Source organism: Variovorax beijingensis (assembly GCF_007828835.1).
In the GTDB taxonomy this organism is placed as follows: Bacteria; Pseudomonadota; Gammaproteobacteria; order Burkholderiales; family Burkholderiaceae_C; genus Variovorax; species Variovorax beijingensis_A.
On sequence record NZ_VIVL01000014.1, the window covers coordinates 43,676 to 64,607 of the forward strand.

19 protein-coding genes are annotated in these 20,932 nt (G+C 67.4%); 8 read left to right on the forward strand and 11 right to left on the reverse strand.

Annotated elements, in window-relative coordinates; all coding sequences use genetic code 11:
• Positions 1-33: 33 nt before the first annotated feature.
• From FB547_RS28745 to FB547_RS28755, 3 genes are read right to left on the reverse strand one after another with little or no spacing between them, the layout of a single operon-like run.
• Positions 34-771, reverse strand: a complete 738-nt coding sequence (locus FB547_RS28745; RefSeq protein WP_145747034.1) for an SDR family NAD(P)-dependent oxidoreductase — start codon at positions 769-771, stop codon at positions 34-36.
• Positions 768-2,369 carry an FAD-dependent monooxygenase gene (locus FB547_RS28750; RefSeq protein ID WP_145747035.1) on the reverse strand — a complete coding sequence of 534 codons (1,602 nt, stop codon included), beginning with the start codon at positions 2,367-2,369 and terminating at the stop codon, positions 768-770. The genes FB547_RS28745 and FB547_RS28750 overlap by 4 nt, the downstream gene beginning before the upstream one ends.
• 33 nt (positions 2,370-2,402) lie before the next feature.
• Positions 2,403-3,419: an ABC transporter substrate-binding protein gene (locus FB547_RS28755; protein ID WP_093300011.1), complete on the reverse strand. Its 1,017-nt coding sequence runs from the start codon at positions 3,417-3,419 to the stop codon at positions 2,403-2,405.
• A gap of 127 nt (positions 3,420-3,546) precedes the next feature.
• Between FB547_RS28755 and FB547_RS28760 the strand changes: the two genes are divergently transcribed.
• The 8 genes from FB547_RS28760 to FB547_RS28795 are packed head-to-tail and all read left to right on the forward strand — an operon-like array spanning position 3,547 to position 9,781.
• Positions 3,547-4,362: an ABC transporter ATP-binding protein gene (locus FB547_RS28760; RefSeq protein WP_145747036.1), complete on the forward strand. Its 816-nt coding sequence runs from the start codon at positions 3,547-3,549 to the stop codon at positions 4,360-4,362.
• Positions 4,362-5,138: an ABC transporter permease gene (locus FB547_RS28765; protein ID WP_145747037.1), complete on the forward strand. Its 777-nt coding sequence runs from the start codon at positions 4,362-4,364 to the stop codon at positions 5,136-5,138. Before FB547_RS28760 ends, FB547_RS28765 begins: the two co-directional genes overlap by 1 nt.
• A 24-nt stretch (positions 5,139-5,162) precedes the next feature.
• A complete protein-coding gene (locus FB547_RS28770) occupies positions 5,163-5,585 on the forward strand; it encodes a cupin domain-containing protein (protein ID WP_093300016.1) in 423 nt (140 codons plus the stop codon).
• Positions 5,582-6,634, forward strand: a complete 1,053-nt coding sequence (locus FB547_RS28775; RefSeq protein ID WP_145747038.1) for an Ldh family oxidoreductase — start codon at positions 5,582-5,584, stop codon at positions 6,632-6,634. Before FB547_RS28770 ends, FB547_RS28775 begins: the two co-directional genes overlap by 4 nt.
• 29 nt (positions 6,635-6,663) lie before the next feature.
• Positions 6,664-7,059, forward strand: a complete 396-nt coding sequence (locus FB547_RS28780; RefSeq protein ID WP_145747039.1) for a RidA family protein — start codon at positions 6,664-6,666, stop codon at positions 7,057-7,059.
• Between the two features lie 2 nt (positions 7,060-7,061).
• Positions 7,062-7,958 (forward strand): fumarylacetoacetate hydrolase family protein, encoded by an 897-nt coding sequence (locus tag FB547_RS28785; protein ID WP_261380442.1) that lies wholly within the window; start codon positions 7,062-7,064, stop codon positions 7,956-7,958.
• A gap of 13 nt (positions 7,959-7,971) precedes the next feature.
• Positions 7,972-8,901 (forward strand): VOC family protein, encoded by a 930-nt coding sequence (locus tag FB547_RS28790; RefSeq protein ID WP_145747041.1) that lies wholly within the window; start codon positions 7,972-7,974, stop codon positions 8,899-8,901.
• A gap of 4 nt (positions 8,902-8,905) precedes the next feature.
• Positions 8,906-9,781 (forward strand): amidohydrolase family protein, encoded by an 876-nt coding sequence (locus tag FB547_RS28795; protein ID WP_145747042.1) that lies wholly within the window; start codon positions 8,906-8,908, stop codon positions 9,779-9,781.
• 408 nt (positions 9,782-10,189) lie between these two features.
• On the opposite strand, the gene FB547_RS28800 is transcribed toward FB547_RS28795, so the two are convergent.
• The 8 genes from FB547_RS28800 to FB547_RS28835 form a co-directional block, all read right to left on the reverse strand.
• On the reverse strand, positions 10,190-10,516 hold the full coding sequence (locus tag FB547_RS28800; protein WP_145747043.1) for a helix-turn-helix domain-containing protein: 327 nt from the start codon (positions 10,514-10,516) through the stop codon (positions 10,190-10,192).
• Between the two features lie 400 nt (positions 10,517-10,916).
• Positions 10,917-12,260, reverse strand: a complete 1,344-nt coding sequence (locus FB547_RS28805; RefSeq protein WP_222431256.1) for a lipase family protein — start codon at positions 12,258-12,260, stop codon at positions 10,917-10,919.
• Between the two features lie 2 nt (positions 12,261-12,262).
• Positions 12,263-13,666 (reverse strand): MmgE/PrpD family protein, encoded by a 1,404-nt coding sequence (locus tag FB547_RS28810; protein WP_145747044.1) that lies wholly within the window; start codon positions 13,664-13,666, stop codon positions 12,263-12,265.
• Positions 13,667-13,735: 69 nt separating this feature from the next.
• On the reverse strand, positions 13,736-14,755 hold the full coding sequence (locus FB547_RS28815; protein ID WP_222431258.1) for a phosphoglycerate dehydrogenase: 1,020 nt from the start codon (positions 14,753-14,755) through the stop codon (positions 13,736-13,738).
• Positions 14,752-16,884 carry a hydantoinase/oxoprolinase family protein gene (locus tag FB547_RS28820; protein ID WP_145747045.1) on the reverse strand — a complete coding sequence of 711 codons (2,133 nt, stop codon included), beginning with the start codon at positions 16,882-16,884 and terminating at the stop codon, positions 14,752-14,754. Before FB547_RS28820 ends, FB547_RS28815 begins: the two co-directional genes overlap by 4 nt.
• Positions 16,881-18,557: a hydantoinase B/oxoprolinase family protein gene (locus tag FB547_RS28825; protein WP_145747046.1), complete on the reverse strand. Its 1,677-nt coding sequence runs from the start codon at positions 18,555-18,557 to the stop codon at positions 16,881-16,883. The genes FB547_RS28820 and FB547_RS28825 overlap by 4 nt, the downstream gene beginning before the upstream one ends.
• Positions 18,550-19,593: a LysR substrate-binding domain-containing protein gene (locus FB547_RS28830; protein ID WP_186454279.1), complete on the reverse strand. Its 1,044-nt coding sequence runs from the start codon at positions 19,591-19,593 to the stop codon at positions 18,550-18,552. Before FB547_RS28830 ends, FB547_RS28825 begins: the two co-directional genes overlap by 8 nt.
• An 8-nt stretch (positions 19,594-19,601) precedes the next feature.
• Positions 19,602-20,918 carry an MFS transporter gene (locus FB547_RS28835; protein ID WP_145747048.1) on the reverse strand — a complete coding sequence of 439 codons (1,317 nt, stop codon included), beginning with the start codon at positions 20,916-20,918 and terminating at the stop codon, positions 19,602-19,604.
• Between the last annotated feature and the right edge of the window lie 14 nt (positions 20,919-20,932).

Consider the following 20,932-nt stretch of genomic DNA (forward strand, 5'->3'; position numbering starts at 1 on the left):
CGCGGGCCGCCCCGGGCCGGCTCAGGCGTTGGCTCAGGCTTCCGCGCGAGGGATCAGCCGGCGCTCGATCACGTTGCCCGAGATCGACACCGCGGCGTCCGACAGCAGGTGCATCAGCGTCGGCGTGACCTCCTCCGGTGTCGACACCCCGAGCGTGCGCTCGTACATATCGAGTTCCGCGGCGCTCGCGGAATCCAGGAACACGGGCGTGGCCACCAGGCCCGGGGAGAGCGCGTTGATGCGCACGCCGTGCGAACGCAACTCGAGCGCCGCCGACTTCACCAGGCCCACGATGCCGGCCTTGGTGGCCGCGTAAGCGGCCGCGCCGATCCAGCCGTTGCTCGCCAAGCCCGAGGTAAAGGCGATGATCGAGCCCGAGCGCTGCGCCTTCATCACGGGGAACAGCTCGCGCAGCAGGTAGAAGACGCCCGAGAGGTTGACGTCCATGTGGCGCTGCCATTCGGCGTCGCTGGTTTCGTCGATCGGCGTGCGCCGCTGGATGGCGCTGGTCAGCACCGCGCCATCGATGCGACCGACGCGCGCCAGCCATTGCCGCAGCGCAGCGCGCACCGCGTCGGACTGGGAGATATCGACCGCCTGTGTCAGCAGGCGCGCCTGGGGCGGCAGGGCCGCAAGGCCCGCGGCGTCGATGTCCATCGCCAGGACGGTCGCGCCGGCCTGCAGGCAGGAGAGCGCGGTCGCGCGGCCGATGCCCGAGGCCGCGCCCGCGACGAGGACGACGTGGCCGGCAAAGTCGAAGCTGGCTTTCACAGGGGTTTCTCCATCACGGGGGGCAGACCTACGATGCGCTCGTACAGCGCGGCGGCCTGATTCAGCGTCCCATCCATCGGCACGATGGCGGCGATGTACTCGTCCGGGCGCACCAGCACCAGCGTATTGGGCGCCACGCCTAGGCGGCTCATGAGCGCATTGCCCGGGTCCAGCAGGCTGCGGTCGCGCAGCCCGCTGTCGTGCGGCGCGTCGTAGCGCGAAACCACCCAGTGCCGCAAGGCCGGGGAACCGTTGACAGGAATCGCGGGCCGGCGGCGCACGTCGCTGAAGTACAACGCCGTGAACCGACCCGAACACAGGTCGTGGGCGCGCGCCTGCCGTCCCTCGGGCGTGTGCAGCAGGTAGTCCGGCAGCCGCGCACCCGCGCATGCGGGCGGGCGCGTTTCCCGCACCACCATGGACCACTCGCCGTTGCCTTCGACGTCGAGCGTCACGCCCAGCATGGTGCGGGTGCAGGCATTGCTCCAGTTGTTGTCGCTCAGGGCGCCCGCGTCGCCGCGCTTGGCCATGGACTGGCGCGCCGCCTCGGCCATTTCGCCCGAGCCGTGGATGGCCAGCGGCCGCTGCTCGCGCTCGTAGCCGTCCAGCACGGCGATGTCGGCCCAGCCGCGCAGGTACCACGCCAGCCGCCACGGCAGGTTGGACGCGTCCAGCGCGCCGGTATTGAGCCCCAGCGCCCACATCGGTGTGATCAGGTGCGCGGCGTCGCCCATCAGGAACACCCGCCCGCGGCGCCACTCCTGCGCCACGCGGTGGTGCACGTTGTAGGTCACCTTGTTGAGCAGTTGGACATTGCTCACGTCGCCGATGAACGAAAGCGACTTGTCGCGCAGCTCCTCGGCCGTCGGCTCGGGAGCGCCCTCGGCCATGGGGTACAGGAAGCGCCAGCAGTGAGGGTGCCGCACCAGGATCATCCATTCCTTGGGGTCGGCGAAGTATGCGAGGTAGGGGTAGTCGCGCGGGTTCTCGGTGTCGAGATCGACCACCAGATCGACCAGTGCGTATTTGGTGTTGAGTGACATGCCCTCCACGACCACGCCCATCTGCGCGCGCACCGTGCTGCGGCCGCCATCGCACGCCAGCAGAAACACCGCCTCGGCCCGGATCTCGCCCTCCGCAGTGTGCAGGTGCAGGCTCACGTGGTCGCCGTGGTCTTCGTAGCACTCGAGCCGGTGGCCCAGCTTGAGCTCCACCAGCGGGTGCCGGGCCAGCGACTGCGCAAGGATGGGCTCCAGGTCCTGCTGCGGCAGGTTGATGACGAAGGGGTAGCGCGTTTCCGCGCCGATCTCGCTCAGGAGCACGGGGAAGGTCGAGCGCTGGGTCTGGCGGTCGATCTCGCCGATTTCGTCGACCCGCAAGGCCTTGGCCAGCACCTCGTCGGCGACGCCGTAGCGGCGGAAGATCTCCAGCGTGCGCGAGAGGATGGTGCCGGCCTTGGTGTCGAGCGAGAGGTGCCGGTCGTCCTCGTAGACGACGCAACGCACGCCCTGGCTCGCCAGGCCCAGCGCCGTCAGCAGTCCGATGGGGCCCGCGCCCACGATGGCCACGGGTAGTTGCTTGGGGTTGTTGTTCTGCATGTGCGGTGTTCGCGTCTTCGGGCTGGGAATCGCCTAGGGCTTGATCGGGGTCGCCGGCAGGAAGCCTTCGACGAAAAGGCGGTCCGGGTCGGGCGCGCCGCCGGCGATCTCGATGTTCTGGCTGATGAAGTTCACCGTTCGGCGCAGTTTGTCCTTGGACATGGTACCGAAGCCGTTCTGCACCACGTCCGGCGTGAGCGCGATGCGCTTGAGGATCTGCAGTTCCTCGACCACGATGGCGGGATCGAGCGCCTTGAGGTACTTGGTCTGGATGCGCGCAGCCTCTTCCGGGTTCGCCAGCGCGTCCTTCCAGCCGCGCAGGGCGGCGCGTACGAAGCCCGTGACGGCCTCCGGGTGGCTTTTGAGGAAGTCGTCCTTCACGCCGATGCTGTTGGCGTAGATGTCCAGCCCATGGTCGGCCAGCAGCAGGCACTTGGGGGTGCCGGCGCCGCCCACGGCGCGGCGGATGGAGGGCTCGCCCATCAGGAACTGGTCGATGGCCGGCACCTTCTTGGACACCAGCATGGGCACGCGCGCCGCGGCATCGATGTTCACGACCTTGAGCGTGGACGGATCGAGGCTGTTCATCTTCATGAACGCGGCAAAGATGCGCGGCATGAAGGAGGCGTTGCTGGAGCCGATCTCCAAGCCGACCATGTCCTTGGGCGACACGACGTTGGCGCCCGGGTCGAGACTGAACACGCAGTACGGCGCCTTCTGGTAGATGCCCGCCACGATGCGCACCGACGCGCCCGCCGCGCCGCCCGCCACAAGGCTGGGGATATCGATGAAGCCCATTTCCGCGAGGCCGGACTCGACGTAGCGCACGGCGTCGGCCGTGCCCTTGGTGGGCAGGATGCTCACGTTGAGCTTCTCTTCTTTAAAGTAGCCCTTGGACAGGGCCACGTACCAGGGCGCGTGCCGACCCAGGGGAATGAAGTCGAGCGCGAAGCGGATCTCCTTCTCACCGCCGCCCGTCTGGGCTTGCGCGGTGCCGCCCAGCGCCAGGACCGCCGCGACCGCAGCCAGAACAACTTTCAGGACCTTCATCTGTCACCTCGGGTGGTTGATTGACATGCCATGTAATATATCATAAGGTATTGCACAGGCAATATCAGCGGATAAACGACCGGCATCCCGCCTTCGCGGCCGCGTCCACAAGAACGAGGAGATTCACTTGGCATATGGAGTGATAGATCGCGCCCGAAAGGTGTTCTCGGCCAGAGAACTCGGGGGCAAGGCCACGCAGGACCTGGTGGCACTGGACGATGCGTCGTTCAGCTTCGAGCAGGGGGAGTTCGTCTCCCTGCTCGGCCCCAGCGGCTGCGGCAAGACGACCCTGCTTCGCATCGTCGCCGGCCTGATCCCGCGCACCTCGGGCACGGTGCGCATCGGCGGCCGCGACGTGAACGGCCCTTATGGCGACTACGGCTTCGTGTTCCAGGCGCCTGGCCTCATGCCTTGGCGCAGCGTGCTGGACAACGTGCTGTTTCCCATGGAGATCCTCAAGCGCAGCGACGCCGCGGCGCGCAAGCGGGCTCGCGACCTGCTGTCCCTGGTCGGCCTGGAGGCGTTCGAGGGCGCACGCCCGCACCAGCTCTCGGGCGGCATGCAACAGCGCGTGTCGCTGTGCCGCGCGCTGATCCACGAGCCCAAGCTGCTGCTCATGGACGAGCCTTTCGGCGCACTCGACGAACTGACGCGCCTGGACATGAACGACCTGCTGCTCGACGTGCGCCGCCAGACCGGGGCCGCCGTGCTATTCGTGACGCACTCGATCTCGGAGGCGGTCTACCTCGGCGACAAGGTCCTGGTCTTCAGCCGCCGCCCGGCGCGGGTGGCGCTGGAGATCCGGCCCGCTCTGGGCAGCGAGCGCCACCGCGGCACGCGCTTCGACGGGGCCTTCGTCAAGGCGCAACGCGAGGCCGGCGAGGCGCTCGGCGTCATCACCCCGTACGACACCACCCCCGCGCTCTCGGAGGATGCCCACTGATGAACAGCGTTTCGTCCGCACTGAAGCGATGCGCCTACCCCGTCGCCGGCACCGTGCTGGCCCTTGCGCTGTGGCAGGCCGTCTGCGTGCTCGCGTCCCTGCCGACGGCCGTGCTGCCCACGCCCTGGCAGGTGCTGCAGGCCACCGTGCAGTTCCGGCCTGCGCTGCTGCAGGACGGCTGGGTCACTTTCAAGGCCACCCTGTACGGCTTCGTCCTGGCGCTGCTGCTGGGCATTCCGCTCGCGGTGGCGGTGTCCACCTTCCGCTGGATCAACCTGATGTTCTACCCGCTGCTGGTCGCGCTGCAGTCGGTGCCCAAGGTCGCGCTGGCTCCGCTGCTGCTCGTCTGGCTGGGCACCGGCATGGAGTCCAAGCTCGCCATCGCCTGGCTCGTGGCCTTCTTTCCCATCGTGGTCGACACCGCCGCGGGCCTGCAGTCCACGCCGAAGGAACTGCTGGAGTTGGCGCGCAGCCTTCGCGCCTCGCCCTGGCAGCTGTTCGCCAAGGTGCGCTTTCCGGCCGCCCTGCCCTTCGTGGTCACGGGCTCCAAGGTGGCCGTGACGCTCGCCGTCATCGGCGCCGTGATCGGCGAGTTCGTCGGCTCCAGCGAAGGCCTGGGCTTCCTGCTGCTCAGCGCCACCTCGCAGATCAACACGCCGCTGGCCTTCGCCGCCCTCTTCGCCCTCTCGGCGCTGGGCATGGCCACCTACTTCATGGTCGTCCTCGCCGAACGGGCGATCGCCGGCTGGCTGCCGCCCGCACCGCCAATCCATTGACACAACCCTTCAAGGAGATACCCGATGACATCCCCCGCCACGCCGCCGGCGATCGACCTGCCCGGCGCACCCTCCCTCGACGAGATCCTCATCGCCACCGCCAGCATGGACTGGCGCGAGAAGTCGCTTGCCGGCGTCGCCGAGAAGATGCTCTGGCGCGACGAGCAGACCGGCGCCTCCATCGCGCTGATCAAATTCGCTAAGGGCGCGAGCATTCCCAAGCCGCACAGCCACGCGTCCAACCAGTTCATGTACTGCCTGAGCGGAAAGTACGAGTACACGAAGACTGGCGTGACGCTGCTGCCCGGCTCCTTCTACTGCAACCCCAAGGGCAACGTGCACGGCCCGACGCTGGCGCACGAGGAAACGGTGGTCGTCGAGGTCTACGACGGCCCGCACTACCCCCAGGTGCCCGACTGGTACACCGACCCCAAGGACGCGCAATGAGCCAACTCAGTGTCAGCGCCGACGCCCTGCGCGGCTTGACTGCCGCCCTCTTCCGCGCCCACGGCCTGGCCGCCGCTAAGGCCGACGGCGTGGCCGACTCGCTGGTCTGCGCCGACCTCGAAGGCGTGGCCTCGCACGGCGTCACCATGGTGCCGCTCTACCTGCAGCGCATCGGCCAGGGCAGCGTCGACCCCCACGCCGAGCCCGTGGTCGTCGAAGACCACGGTGGCCTGGTCGTGATGTCGGCGCGGAACGCGCTCGGCCAGGTCTCGGCCCACGCGGCCGTCGCGCTCGCCACGGCCCGCGCCCGACAGCACGGCGTGAGCGTGGTCAGCGTGCGGCACTCCTTCCACTTCGGCACGGCCTCCTACTGGGCGCGCCAGTTCACCGCCGCGGGCATGGTCGGCTTCGCGTTCTCCAACACCCGGCCCTTGATGCCCGCACCGGGCGGGGCCGAGCGCGTGGTCGGCAACAACCCCATGGCCATCGCCTTCCCCGCGCGCGAGGACGAGCCCCTGGTGGTCGACATGGCGATGAGCGCCACCGCCATGGGCAAGATCCGCCTGGCCGAAGCCAAGGGCGAGCCGATCCCGCCGGGCTGGGCCACGAACGCCGCGGGCCAGGCCACGACCTCGGCCACCGAGGCCATCCAGGGCATGCTGCTGCCCGCCGCGGGGCCCAAGGGCTTCGGCCTGGCCGTGGCCATCGACCTGCTGTGCGGGGCGCTCGCCGACGGCGCGGTGGGCGCCGCGGTGCGCCCGCTCTACGGCGAGCTCGACAAGCCCTACGACTGCTCGCATGCCTTCATCGCCATCGACGCCGCGCGCCTCCACGGCGGCGCCGGCATCGCACCGCAGGTGGCCGGCTTCGCCCAGGCCATCCGCGATTCCCGACGCGCGCCCGGCACCGAGCGCATCTACGCACCCGGCGACCTCGAACGCGCGCGCCACGCCAGCAACGGCGCGCACTGCCCGATCTCGGGCGACCTGGCACACAAGCTCAACCGACTCTCCGCGGACGCCGGCATTGCCGAACGCCTCCCCGCCTGACCTTCTCTTTCACTCCTGGAAAACCCCTCATGAAAACCCAGATCACCTCCCCCCTGCTCGCCACCCCCAACGGCCACTTCTCGCAGGCCACCGCCATCGAGGCCAAGGGCCGCCTGGTCTTCATCTCCGGCATGACCGCGCGCACCCAGGACGGCACCGTGACCGGCATCGGCGATGTGTCGGTGCAGACCCGCCAGGTGTGCGAGAACCTCAAGGCCGCCGTCGAGGCCGCGGGTGGCACCCTCAGCGACATCTGCCGAGTGGACGTCTACGTGCGCAACATCGAGCACTTCAGTGCCATCCACAAGGTGCGCAGCGAGTACTTCGCCAACCCGCTGCCCGCCTCCACCATGGTCGAAGTGGCCAAGATGGTGTCGCCCGACTACCTGATCGAGATCAGCGCCATCGCGGTCATCCCGCAATGACGATGAAGCTGGGAACTGTGCGGGCCCAAGGGGCCGAACGTGTCGCCTGCCTGCTGGACGCGCAGGGGGGCGTGCTGCTGCCGTCCGACTTGGGCGACCTGGTCGCCATCATCGAAGGCGGCGACGATGCGATGAAGAACGTGCAGGCCTGGGTCCGCACCGGCCAGGCCGAACGCTTCGCGCTGGAACAGGTCGAGGTGCTGGCGCCGATCCGGCGCTTCCACCGCGACGTGCTGTGCACGGGCTGGAACTACTGGGACCACTTCCACGAAAGCGAAGGCAAGCGTGAGGGCCAGGACGTGCCCAAGCCCGACGCGCCGACCTTCTTCACCAAGGGCCCCGATGCCGTGATCGGCCCGACGCAGGCCATCGCCTTCGACCCAGCCCTCTCGGCCAAGTGGGACTACGAGGCCGAGATCGTCGTCGTCATCGGCCGCACGGGCCGCAGCATCCCGCAGGACAAGGCCATGGACCATGTGTTCGGCTACTGCCTGGCCAACGACGTGTCGCAGCGCGACCTGCAGCGCCGCCACGGCGGCCAGTGGCTCAAGGGCAAGAGCATCGACGGCACCATGCCCCTGGGGCCGTGGATCGTGCCGCGCGACCAAGTGGATCTGTCGGCGGTGAGCCTGGAACTCGAGCTCAATGGCACGCGCATGCAGCATGCCTCGGCGGCCCAGATGGCCTTTAGCGTGGTCCAACTCATCAGCGAACTGTCCTTCGGCATGACGCTGAGGGCGGGAGACATCCTGCTCACGGGCACGCCCAGCGGCATCGGCAACGCGCGAACGCCGCCCGTCTTCCTGAAGGCCGGCGACGAACTCGTGGTGCGCGCCACCGGCCTCGGTGAGCTGCGCAATACCATGCGCCCGGTGGCTCTCTCCACCTACTCGACCTGAAAGAGCACTTTCCATGGACAACATACTGCGAGTTCAGCACCTGGCCGGCTACGGCCTGGAGGTCCCGGACCTCGGCGTGGCCGAACATTTCTTCACCGCGTTCGGCCTGAACGCCAAGCGCGCGCAGGGCGCGCTGCAAATGCACACGGACGCCGGCCTCGCGGCCACCGCCTCGCCCGAGGTAGTGGCCCTGCAGGGAGGCGCGAGCAAGCGCCTGCACCACCTGTCCTTCGCAGTCCTGCCGCAGGACCTGCCGCGCTTCGAGGAGCACCTGCACGGCATGAGCGTGCGCACGCTCACCCCGCCGTTCGGCCGCGTGCGCGAGGGCCTGTGGTTCCAGGACCCCTGGGGCACCTGGGTCAACCTGGTGCCGAGCGCCCCGCTGCAGCCCCCCGCGCCGGCCGCCGCGCCGCCCGAACCCCGCGTCGACCGGCACCTCTGGCAGGACCTGCGCAAGCCGGTGCGTCCGAGCAAGCTCGGCCACCTGCTGATGTTCACGGACGACTGGGAGAAGAGCGAAGCCTTCTTCGCCGACGCCCTCGGGCTGCGTGTCGCCGACCGCGCCGCGGGCAAGGTCTCCTTCATGTCGGGCGGCACGGGGGTACGCGACCACCATTGCTTCGGCCTCATCAAGGACAGCCACCGCGGCTTCCAGCACAGCAGCTTCCACGTCGGCTCGCTCGACGAGGTCGGCCTTGGCGGCCTGCAGATGCACAAGGCCGGCCACCAGGAAGGCTTCGGCGTGGGCCGGCACGCCCTGGCCTCCAACCTCTTCCACTACACGCGCGACCCCTGGGGCAGCTGGATCGAGTACTACAGCGACATGGACAAGATCAGCGAGGCCTGGGTGTCCAAGGACTGGAACGACCTGCCCTACATCTGGCCCCAGTGGGCGCCCGAATTCTGGGGCAAGGAAATGAACGCCAACCTCGAACCGCGCTGAGCCCATGACCGACCTCGACGTTCACACGCACCTGGCGCCCATCAACGCGGCCCAGCTCGAGGGCCTGCCGGGCGTCCGCTGGCTGCCGGAGCAGCCCGCGCTGGAGCTGGACGGTCACCGCGTCGGCGTGCGCGCGCTGTTCGAGCCCGAGCGCCTACTCGAGTGGATGGGGACCCACGCCATCGCGCGTGCGCTGGTCTCGATTCCGCCGCCGCTCTACCGCCAGCACCTGCCCGAGGACCAGGCGCTCGAGTGGGCGCGCTACGTCAACCAGGAGTTACTCGCGGTCTGCGCGCGCAGCGAAGGGCGCCTGTCCGCGATGCTGCACCTGCCGCTCGAACATCCAGGGCTGCTGGCGCGGCTGATCGAGGAACACCAGGACACTCCGTTTGGCGGTGTCGCCATGGCCGCGGGCGGGCATCCGGGCATCGTGTACTCGGACGCGCACTACGCGCTGCTGTGGGAATGGCTGAACGATCGCGGGGTCTTTACCTTCCTGCACCCGGGCGCCTGCACCGACACCCGGCTGGCCAAGTTCTACCTGGAGAACCTGCTCGGCAACCCCTACGAAACCGGCGTGGCCGCCTCGCACCTGGTGCTCGCGGGAATCCCCGCGCGCTATCCCCGCATCCGCTTCTGCCTCGCGCATGCGGGCGGCGCCTTCACCGCCCTGGTCGGTCGGCTGCAGAAGGGTTTCGACACCCAGCGGCCGGGCGTCGACCTCGGCGTGGAGCCGCCGCTGCAGGCCGCGCGGCGCTTCTACGCCGACGGCATTGCCCACCACCCTGCGGCCCTACGCCTGGCCAGGGAGGTGCTGGGCGAAGACAAGCTGCTCTTCGGATCCGACTGGCCGTTTCCCATGGGACTGGAGAAGCCCTGAGGGAAGGCCTTAGATGACTCAGAGTCGGCGCACCAGTCACGTACGCACCCGTGCCTGGCATGGAGTTGGGCGTGAACGCGACCGATAGCGACTGCGCGGCCCTCAATGCGAACCGCCAAGGCGACGCCCGGCCAGGGTCGCTAGCAAGCGCACTGCGGCATACGAGGCAGCCGTCGGCACCCGGCACATCCGGTCCATCAGGTCCGCGATGAACGAGAGCTCGACCCGCGGTCGACCCATGCCTACGACACCACTGGACTCGTTGCTAGTGAACTTCCGGTCCCGGCTCTGCTGGTAGTCGGGGACAACGGAGTTCTCGGGACCGACCACACACAGCTGGATTTAATGGCCCTGGTAACGACCGGGGTGCCACCATCGTGTGTCACGCGCAAGCGATGCACATTGTCCTCAGACCCGCTCATCGTCTAACGCCTTCTGCCTGGTCACAAAACTCTGCAGGTCACTTTTGGGTCCGACCACAAGAGCAAGACCAAGCCCATCGAGCACCGCCTGCAGCTTGTCCAGCCTGACGGAGCCCGCTCCATTCTCAAGTCGCGAGACCAGGTCGACAGAGACGCCAAAGAGATTCGCCGCGTCGTCGATGCGAAGTTGTTGCCGCTTTCTGGCCTGGCGCACGTACTGCCCAAGGCCGCCCTGCCCGCGCACCAAAATCGGGGGCGGTGCAATCGGGTCGGCGGCGCGGACCGCCTCGACTTTGACACTGCTGGAGTTCATTTCGGAATTTACCAAATAGCCGCACAGGCTCGGGCTACCCGAGCAGATGTTCCTGATACTCCGAATTTTCACGCTGCGCGTGGCTCTTTGAAACGCTATTCACTGAATTCCGAAACTACAGCCCTCGCCATCGCGATCACATCAGAATTTCCGGTTTTCCGAAATCCCAGGAACCCCGCAACCGCCTTCTGGCGGAGCTTGCTGCGGGAGACGGAGAACCTCCAGGCTGCTCGCGCACAGGTACGCGGGGCTTGCGTCCCGCGTTGCAGCTGTGCCATGAAATTCGCTCAGATGCCCTAGATCGAAGCACGCCTAACGTTCGCGGCGACTGACCCCGATGCCTGGATCTTGATCTTGAGCGCAGTTGCTCAGAAGTGCAGACGATGTCACCGACATGGCTTCAATCGTCATTGAAAATCAGGCCCTCCTGCCGCGCCCCCGGGGGACCCGGCGGCGCGATCTTCGAGCAGTTGCTCGAGACTTTCTTTTTCGCCATCACCGTGCGCGCAAAGGCCATCGAGTCACCGAATGACCCGTGCAATGCGCCGTCATGCCCGTGGCCCTCGTAGCGAATCCAAACCACGTCGTTGCCGGACGCGCACAGTGCTGACACGGCAGCGTACTGGCGCATGGGAGTGATGGTTGCATCGGCCAGGCCGGTTCCGACGAAGAGCGGCACGCCGATGTTGCCCATCGGCATGTCCGTCACGGGGATGCGAAGTTCCCCCAGGCGTTCCATGGAGATCGACAGAGCCTCGCTCAGGTCTCCGATACGCAGCTTCCTGGCGAGTTTCATGACCTCCCCCGTACAAGCGGTGCGTGCCGTCTCGAGGAGCTGGCGGCCCTTGTCGCTGACGATGTCGTCGATCTGGGGACCATCGTCGCGCAACCCTCCTGCGGCGAAACTGAGGAACATGTTGCTCGAGTTGCGCGTCGGCAGTGAAACCGGCCCCGTCGGGAATGTGCTGACAAGTCCGGTTGCCACCGCGCCAAGCACCTTCAACTCTGGCGCGTAGTCGCGCGCGAGCCTCGCCGCCCCCAGCGCAGCCCCGGAGCCCTGAGACTGGCCCGAAATGATGACCCGGTTCGAGATTTGCGCGGGCCGCGCCGCAATGGCCGCCCGGGCGGAATCCAGCACCGAACGTCCCTCGACCTGCCAATTGAGATAGGGATGTGGGCCTGGGCCGCCCATACCTTGATAGTCCGTCACGACCACGGCAAAACCCGCCTTGAGCCAACGATTGATGTAGGAGGCATCGCGCGGACGGAATCCGGTCCACGAAGGCGCACACGCATCCGCGATGCCGAGCGTCCCATGGGCCCAAGCCATGAGGGGCCAGCCTGCGGCCGGCGCCTTTCCGACGGGCAGGAAGAGCGTGCCACTGACTGGTATTTGGCCTGATTGCCAGCGCGCATCGGTGGACGTGTGGAGAATGCGCCGGCTTTCACCGGCGGCGTCGATCTCCGGCTGATCCGGCATCGCCTCCTCCCGCAGAAGTACGCCGGGTGCATCGGGCAACAGGCCGGCGGCCCGGTAGAACGGTGAGAGGTCCATGTCACCCGCTGTCGGTCCCACGGGCAGACGCCCCAGTGCAAGCGCTGCGCTCGAGACGGCCATGAAGGCGAAGGCCAGCACGCTCATGACCACCCGGCGAGACGCGCGGGCAGGAGGCTCGCTCACAGCAGATGTCGCGTGTGGCAGCACCGTGCCGCCGTACTTCTTCTTTCCGTTGGGCTGCTTCATCCTCATGCCTCCTGCCGCGCGGCGACGGCCTGTGACTGGCTGGACATGGCGTCGAACAGCGGCTCGTAGGCCGTCTGGTTCGCCAAGTCGGAGACGAATTCGAGCACGCGGTCCTGGGCGGCTCGGCCGAGGTGCGGCGCGGCCATGAGGCGAAACTTCCGCTCGAAGTCGTCGTCGGTCATTGGCGTCTCCAACGATCCAGGGCCGCTGATGCGCTCGCTGCTGAACTCGTCGCCCGATGTCAGAACCACAGTCACCCGGTTCGCGAGGTGCTTGGGAAACAGCTGCGTCAGCGCAGCGTCCTCGCTGACCGTCGTCTTGCCCATGAGCGCAATGGCGCGCGGATCGGCGATCCGGTGCGCCGAATACGAGTCGATCGTGATATCGCCATCCAGCAGCGCCCGCGCCACGTTGTACGGCAGGCTGTGGTCGGCGGTTTCTCGTGTCCGGGGCCGCCACTTCTCGGGCGTGTCGGCCAGCACGCGCACGTTGAACTCCGAGGTTTCGATGCGAATTGCGGCAATGGCGTCGATGTCGGAGATCTTCCGTCGCAGGTCAATTCCCGCCCATACCGCGGTATGCAGTTCCCCGTTGGTCGGGAAGGTCTTGGTGAGCGAGCGCAGGATCGCGAACTGTCCGTTCTCGCGGCTGCCGAAATTTCCGACGTCGAGTTCGAACTCGCCCGTCACCTGCTTGAAGAACCCCATCTCGCCCTCGAACACCGGAGCCGGCCCCGTCATTCCGTGGCGCGCGAGCGTGGCGGCGAAGATCGCATTTCGCGCGGCGTTCGCCGCCGAGCAACCCTTCCAGTCGGACAGCGATCCCGACCGCACCTGGCGCATCGCAATGTGCGCGCTGACTGCGATGTTGATCGCCTGCTCGGTTTGCGCTTCGTCGAGCTTCATCAGCCTGGAAGCCGCCGCGGCCATCGCGACATTGATGTAGTTCACCTGGTCCCAGCCGCGCTTGTTCAAGCTGGCTGCGTCCTGCAGCCTCATCTGGATTTCGTAGGCAACGACGATGGCCGCGATGAGCTCTCTGCCGGTCGATCCTTCGGCCTCCGCCAGCGCCAGGCATGCTGGAATGTTGTCGCTCGGATGCCCGGGCTCGCGCGCCATGTAGCCGTCGTTGTAGTCCAGAAAGCGCACCATGACGCCGTTGGCAAACGCGGCCAGCTCAGGTGTCGTCCGAAGGCGGGTACCCAAGACGGTGGAGGATGGCTGCGGCGTACGGGATGCCACCGCCACGGCGATCTTCACCGGGTCCGCGCCATAGCCCCCCAGGATGCAGGCCAGGCTGTCGATGACACGTCTGCGCACACAGGCGTTCACCTGATCAGGGATATCGTCCACAGAAAGTTCGACGGCATATCGCGCGATACGTCGGGCAAGCGGCAGGTCAGACATGCATGGGCCTTGTCAGTTGTTCGGGAAATCTCATTGCGAGGTCTTCTGGAGCGTGGCGCGGCACGGGGGTCATGTCGATCCCGCGCGATGGCGCCCGTCGGCGATCACGCAGGCAGGCGGCGGCGCCCCACCTTCCAGCACCGCAACGACGCATTGCGCCGCGATCCGGTTCGTGCGCAGCAGGCCCTCGCGCGTGGATGCGCCCGAGTGCGGCGTCGCAATGACGTTGGGCAATGCGATCAGCTCGTTGGTCACGCTCGTGCAGGAAGGGTCGGACTCGCTGAGGAAGACATCCAGTCCCGCACCGGCAATGCGGCCGGCCTTCAGGGCATCGAGCAGCGCGGCGTCGTCCACCAGGCCGCCGCGGGCCGTGTTGACGAGGATGGCCGTGGGTTTCATGCGCGCGAGCGCCTCGGCATCGATGAGCATGCGCGTTGCGGGCGTCAGCGGCGCATGCAGGCTCACGACGTCGCTCGAGGCCAGCAACTCGTCGAGGTCGACATGCGCGACGCCCATTTTTCGGGACCACGCCTCGTCGGGGGTTCCCGTCACCGCGAGAATCCGCGCCTCGAAGCCCTGCAGGCGCTGCACGACGCCGCGGCCGATGCGGCCGAGCCCGACGATGCCCACGGTCTTCCGATAGAGATCGGCCCCGGTGAGGATGGTCCACGACCCCGCGTTCATCTGCATCTGCGATTCGCGCAGCCGATGGCTGACGGCCAGCATCAGGGCCAGGGCATGGTCGGCGACGCAGGCGTCGTTGCCCCCCACGGCAATCGCGCCCACCTTGCCGAGGTCTGCCACGGCCGCGGTGTCGACCCGTTCATGGCCCACGCCGCGGCGAGCAATGACCTGCAGCCTGGGCAGTTTGCTCAGCAACGCCCGGGTGACGCGCGCATGGCCGACGATCCAGCCGTCGGCATCCGCGAGCATCTGCACGAGGGCGTCCTCGGTGAGCTCGCCGTCGGCCTCCCCGGGCGGCAGCTCGGCCAGGCGAACCTCGCATCGGTGCGACTTCAGGTAGGCAATGGTCTCGTCGTCGAAGAACCTCTGCGTGACCACCACGGTCCGCATCGCGTGATCGTTCACCTGGCGTCCTCCATGCTCAGTTCGGCCCTTGCCTGCGTGGCGGCGCGTCCGCCGTGGTCGATGTCGACGACCAGGTTGAAGAAGCGGTCGACCGTGAAGCTGCAGTCGGGACCGAAGCTGCAGCTCGACTCCCTTTCCTCGACCACGGCGGGGCCGGCGATTCGCACACCCGGCGCGAGCGCATAGCGGTCGTAGACCCTGGCCTTTCTGAAGCCGAAGCCGTCGAAGTACACCTCCCGTTCGCCGCGCAGCGCCTCGCCTTGGACGCAGGAATAGGCCAAGGTGATGTCCTGCGCCGGCAGCGACGCCTGCAGTCGCCAGTTGACGGCCTCGATGGCCACGCCCTTGACCACTCGGCCAAAGCGGGCCAGGTAGGCGGCGTTGAATGCCTCCTTGATCTTCCCGACCTTGGAAGCATCAAGCGGCCCGCCGGGCAGGTCCACGGTGACATCGAAGCCCTGGCCGACATAGCGCATGTCGGCCTGCCGGCGGATGGCGATCTCACCATTGCCGAGCGCGGCGCTGGCCAGCAGGTCCCGGCTCGCGGCTTCCATCCGCGCGAACAAGGCGTTCACCACCGGCCAGTCGGCGCCATCCAGGCGCGTCAGGTAGCCGCGCACCTCGTCGACCGCGGGTGCAGCGACGAGGAATCCGAGTGCGGAGATGACCCCCGCGCCCATCGGCACGATGAGGCGCGGAACCTTGAGCAGGCGCGCAAGCGCATAGCCGTGCACGGCGCCTGCGCCGCCAAACGCCATGAGCGAGTGCGCCCGCGGATCCTTGCCCTTCTCGGCGAGGTGCATCCGCGTTGCCGCGGCCATGGTCTCGTTGGCGATGGCCTGGATGCCTCGGGCCGCATCCATCGCGTCGATGCCGAGACGGTCGCCCAGCCGGTCCTGCATCGCCCTCCTGACGGCTTCCAGCGACAGCGCCATCTCGCCACCCAGGAAGAACTTCGGGTTCAGATAGCCGAGCACCAGATCGGCATCGGTGACCGTTGGTTCGGTGCCGCCCCGCCCGTAGGCGACCGGACCCGGCTGCGCGCCTGCGCTACGCGGTCCGACCTTCATGAGCCCATTGGCATCGACGGCGGCGATGGACCCGCCACCGGTACCGATCTCGATCAGATCGACCACCGTGAGCTTCAACGGCAAGCCCGAGCCCTGCTTGAACTTGCGGATGCGACCGGCTTCGAACTCATGTTTGAGGTTGGGCTTGCCGCCCTCGATCAGGCACATCTTCGCGGTGGTTCCCCCCATGTCGAAGGAGATCATGTGGTCTTCACCGACCTGGCGCGCCACGAACGCGGCGGCCATGGCACCCGCTGCGGGGCCGGACTCGATGAGGCGCACCGGGAAGCGGCGGGCGTCCTCGACGGTCGTGATGCCCCCACCCGACAGCATGATGTAGAGATCGCCTTCGAAACCGATGCCTGCCAGGTCGCTCGCAAGCCGGCCCAGGTAGGCATGCACGCGAGGCTGGACGTAGGCGTTGACGCAGGCGGTGTTCGTGCGCTCGTACTCGCGGATTTCCGGCGCGACCTCTGAAGACAGGGTGACCAGCAGGTCCGGATACAGCGCGCGGACCGCCTCCAGTGCGCGCCGCTCGTGGTCCGGATTGCGGTACGCGTGCATGAACGCGATCGCCAGCGCTTCGATCCGCTCCGTCTCCACGAGCCACCGCACTTCGCGCACCACGTCGTCGAGGTTCAGCGGTTCATGCTCGACGCCGCTGGCCAGCAGCCGCCCCCGCACGGGGCGGCGCAGCCGTCGTGCAACGATCACGGGCACCGGAGGCAGGAAGAGGTCGTCGACGTCGTAGCGGCTCTCGCGCCCCATTTCCAGGACGTCGCGGAAGCCCTCGGTACACAGCAGCCCGATCTTCGCGCCCGTGCGCTCCAGCACGGTATTGGTGATGAGCGTGGTCCCGTGAACGATGCTGCCGATCTGGGCCGCACCGGTATTCGTCTCGGCCAGCAGCCGCTCGATGCCCTCCACGATGGCCCTGCTCGGCGCATCGGGCGTGGTCAGGCGCTTGCCGATTCGCGTGACGCCACGCGAGTCGTCGTGCAGCACGAAGTCGGTGAAGGTGCCGCCGATGTCGACGCCGATGCGGGTGCTGCGCTTCACCGGGCATCTCCATGCACCTGCACGGAGGCCTGCGGATAGACCTTGCGGACCTGCTCCAGAGAAACGAAGCCGTCCGCGACGTCTGCCACCACCGCGGCGATGTCCCGCTGCGCCGGATCCCCGAACCCTCCCCCGCCGGCAAACCGGATCACCACGCGGCCACCGGGCATCAGCGTGGACTGGGACTTGAGACTTGCAGAGGTGCCGTCGGGCAGGATGACCTGTGCGACCGCGCCCGGCATGCCACCGTGCAGCCCCAGCGCGGGATGAGACTCGCGGTCTCCAAGCATCCCCATCATCACGGTTCGCCCGGCAAGGCTCTGGACGATGCACTCCTGGCCCAGGCCTCCGCGGAACCGGCCAGGGCCACCGGAGTCCTGCCGATACTCCTTCCGGGTCAGGAGCAGCGGCACCACCGCCTCGAGCGCCTCGATGCTTCCGGCACCCGAGTTGGTCGGAAAGGCCGTCGTGGACAATCCATCCTGCCTGGACGATGCGCCCATGCCGCCGCTGGCGAACAGGATCTGGCCGAAGCGCTCGCCCGCGTCGTTCACGCCCGCGAACCCCAGCCGGAAGGCTGGCGCACCGCCGCTGTCGGCGATGACCTGTTCCGGAACGCCCTTGCCCAGGGCCTGGTAGATCGCGCATGACAGCAGATGCCCGGTCAGGTGGCGCGCGGCGACTGCCGCCGGGTATTGCGCGTTCACGATGCTGCGCTCGGGCGCCCGCACTTCGATGGCCCGGTACGAGCCCTCGTTCCTGCGCGTGAGCGGATCCACCGCGCACTTGATCGGGTAGACCGAGTAGGCCCGCGTGTAGTTGATCGTGCAGTTCGTGCCCTTGTCGACCTGCGCGGAAGTGCCGTCGTAGTCCACCACCATTTGATCGCCTGCAACGGTGATCGTGCAGTGGATGCGGGTCGGATGGCCCGGAAAACCGTCGGCCTCGATGGTCGAGACATAGTGGCCGTCGGGAATCGCCGCGATGGCCTTGCGCATGGCCGCGTCGGCCTTTTCCAGCACGGCCGCCGAAAGTCGTTCGAAATCAGGCTCACCGCTGTCGTGCAGGAAGTCGGCCGCGCGTTCGCAGCAGACCCGGTTCGCGGTGCACTGCGCCTCCAGATCGCCGAGCACCTGCTCCGGCAGTCGCACGTTGTTCAGGAACAGTTCTACAAAGGGCTCGTTGCGTTCGCCAGCCCGATACAGATGCATCGGCGGAATGCACACGCCTTCCTCGAAAAGATCTCGACAGGTGGCCGACAGGTTGCCGCCCACGTCGGGCGAGTGTGCGGCGCAGCCGGCGAAACCGACGATTCGCCCCTGGTGGAACACCGGGCTCACCGCCGTGATGTCCGGCAGGTGCCCGGTGGCGATCCAGGGATGGTTGGTGAGGACGCAGTCGCCTTCGCGCCACGTCCCGAGCGGAAACTTCTCGAGCATGGCCCGAATGGTTCGCGGGATGATTCCCGCGAAGGCGGGGATGCCGCCGCTGCACTCCGCGATCGACTCCCCGCGCAGGTTCGTCAGCACGGTGGCAAAGTCGTTGGACTCCCGAACGATCGTGGAGAAGGCGGTGCGAAGAAGCGCAGTCGCGCCTTCGTCGACGATCGCGACGAGCCGGCTCCACCATATCTCCAATGTAATGGGGTCGATGCCGTCTGCTTGCTCATTCATGCGTTGTCTCCGGGTCTTCATTGGGAAAGACTGGATCGTAGGAAGGGGGTGGGCCCTTGTGTTTAGCTTCGTGCGACAGGTCTTTCGCGGCACACGAAACCTCTGCGGTCGCAGCCCTGCCGATCGGGCCCGGCGAGTGTCGTTGCGGCTGCGCCGCGCCAGCGCCGACGCAGCGCCGCAGGAAGGCGCGCGCCGCGCCGCTGAGCCCCTGCTTCGAGCGTGCGCCCACCAGCATCTGGCGCGCGGCCCAAGGCTCGTCGAGCCCGACCAGCGCGATCGAGAAGCAGTCCCTGTAGTTCTCCACGATCAGCCGCGGCGCAATACAGATTCCCAGGCCCGCATGGACCATCCTGCAGGCCGCATCGACACTGCCGACGCGGATCCGCACGCGGTAGTCGACACCGCCCTCGGCCATCAGCTTCTGGCTCAACGAACTCTGGGTCTCGGTGCCGATGTGGCCGTAGACCAGCGTCTCGGCAAAGCGCACGCGCGCCTGCGCCGTGAGGTGGTGTCCTCTCGGCACGACGACGCAGAGCTCGTCGCGGCGGTACGGAAACGTGACCAGCCCGTTGCCCGCGACCGGTTCGAGAAAGATCCCCAGGTCGGCCCGCCCGTCCAGGACCGCCTCCACCACCTTCTGGCTCGTGCCTTCCGTGAGGTCGATGGCCACCTCGGGGTGCGCGTCCGAGAACGACCGCAGCTCCTGCGGCAGGAACTCCGCAACGGCGGATGCGGTGGCCGCGATTCGCAGCAGTCCGTGGATCCCGCGGGAATAAAGCAGCAAGTCGCTTTGCATCCGCTCGACGCCGTAGATGATCTCCCGCGCATGCTGCAGCAGCGCCCGACCGGCCGGCGTGAGCGACATGCCTCGGGCCCGCCGTTCGAAGAAGCGCGTCCCGGCCGAGGCCTCCAGGTCGGAGATCCGTTTGCTCAGCGCGGCGATGGCGATGTTGCACTTGTCGGCAGCCGTCGTCAGGCTGCCGCCATCGGCGACCGCCAGGAAGAGCTTCAGCGTCGTGAACTCGAACTGCTTCATGGCAAGGCTCAGACGCCCTCCGGCTGTTCGCGCGGCCGGGGGGCCGCGCCGCGCACCACCTTCAGCATCAGCAGCGCGGACAGGCAGGACAGCATAGCGGCATGCAACATCATGTAGCGCCATGCCGTCAGGTCGACCAGCAGGCCGAGGAAGGCCGGCATCAGTGTCTGGCCGATGGCCGCGGCGGTCCAGTACATGCCCGTGTAGGTGCCCAGGTACGCTTGGTTGGGCGCGATGCTCCAGAGGATCGCGACTGCATTGATCGCGAAGGCGGCCCATCCGACGGCAACCAGGGCCATGGCCGCCGCGACCTGGACTGTGCTCGTCGCGAAGAAGACGGCCACGCAGCCGAGAGCGACGACGATCATGCCGAGCATGCAGACCACGGCACGGTTCGTCCGGTCGGCAATGATCGCCACCGGAATTGCGGCCACCAGGAACGCGATCCCCGCCGGGAAGCCAATGGATCCCGCGGTGCCGCGCGTCAATTCGAGCACCTCCATCACATAGGGGGTCAGCTGGGACCGAATCGCCGTCCAGGTGCCATTCGCACCGAACACGGCCAGCAGGAGCAGCAGCCGGCGCCTGTCGGGCGAAGTGAAGACATCCAGGACCAGGTCTTTCAGGTTGAGCTGCGCGTGGTCGTCGGCGCGATCTACCGGACGATGCGCCTCTTGGGAGGACAGCGCCCTGCATGCGACGTACATGCCGATGACCAGGAGCAGTGCTGGAATGAAGAATGCAAGCCGCAAATCCTTGTCCACCACGATGAAGCTGATGGCGGCGGACGCAAGGATGGTCAGCGCCACGCCGATCCGAGCCACCGCGTTGCCCTTGCTCCGATGGTTCGGCGCCTGGTAGTCGGCCGTGAGCGACTCCGTGATGGATTTGAACCCGTTCGCCACGAACGCGAAGCCGATCATCGCGACCAGCAGCATCTCGAACGAGATCGCCCACGGGATGAGCGCAAAGAGCACCGCGGCCACGGGCGCACCGATGAGCAGGAAGCGGAACCGGCTGCCGCCCTTGGCCTTGTGCTGGTCGGACATGTGCGCCATCCAGGGCTGAACGAAGATCCCCAGCAGGTTGTCCACGCCCATCAGCAGGCCGATCACAGCCGCACTGCTGATGTACTGCCTGAGCGAGGCGGGAACCTGCGCGTCGTAGAAGTTCCAGACCGACTCTTGGGCGAACATCGCCAGCGCCACAAAGAACGCGGCCTTCTTGTTGAAGCGGTTGATTTCAGGATTCCGGATGGCCATTGCTTGATACCTTTTCGCTTCACGGGCGCGGCCACCTAGTGGCAAAGACGGGATTCCAGACACGGTCGTCTCCCCCC